The organism is Vibrio sp. 10N.261.52.A1 (assembly GCF_002876325.1).
In the GTDB taxonomy this organism is placed as follows: domain Bacteria; phylum Pseudomonadota; class Gammaproteobacteria; order Enterobacterales; family Vibrionaceae; genus Vibrio; species Vibrio chagasii.
In genome coordinates this window covers 1-427 of record NZ_MCYD01000316.1, presented here as the reverse complement: position 1 = coordinate 427, position 427 = coordinate 1, and the positions used below count along the sequence as shown (strand labels likewise).

The following is a 427-nucleotide window of genomic DNA, read 5'->3' as shown; positions in this document are numbered from 1 at the left end:
CCTTCGCCGTCTTCTTCAAACATTGGGAAGTCAACAACCCACAGTGGAGCCCATGCAGATGTATCTGTTAGCTCTAGGTCTGTACCTAGTTTAAGACGAAGTGCGCCCATTGCTTCAGCAACGATGCCCGCTTTGTCTGCGCCGAACAGAATGATATCGCCAGATTCAGCTTCAGTACGATCTAGAATACCGTTGATTACGTCTTCGCTTAGGAATTTAGCAACTGGAGATTGGATACCTTCCATGCCTGCTGCACGGTCGTTAACCTTCATCCAAGCTAGACCTTTCGCGCCGTAGATGTTTACGTACTCTGCGTAACCGTCGATTTGCTTACGAGTTAGCTTAGCACCACCTGGAACACGGATAACCGCTACACGACCTTTTTCGTCGTTAGCTGGACCAGAGAATACTTTGAACTCAACGTCTT

The 427-nt window shown here is 48.2% G+C and carries 1 protein-coding gene; it reads right to left on the bottom strand.

Annotated features, from left to right (window positions below; genetic code table 11):
• Positions 1-427: GAD domain-containing protein (locus BCT81_RS03895; RefSeq protein ID WP_347232101.1), on the bottom strand; the 427-nt coding region annotated here is incomplete at both ends.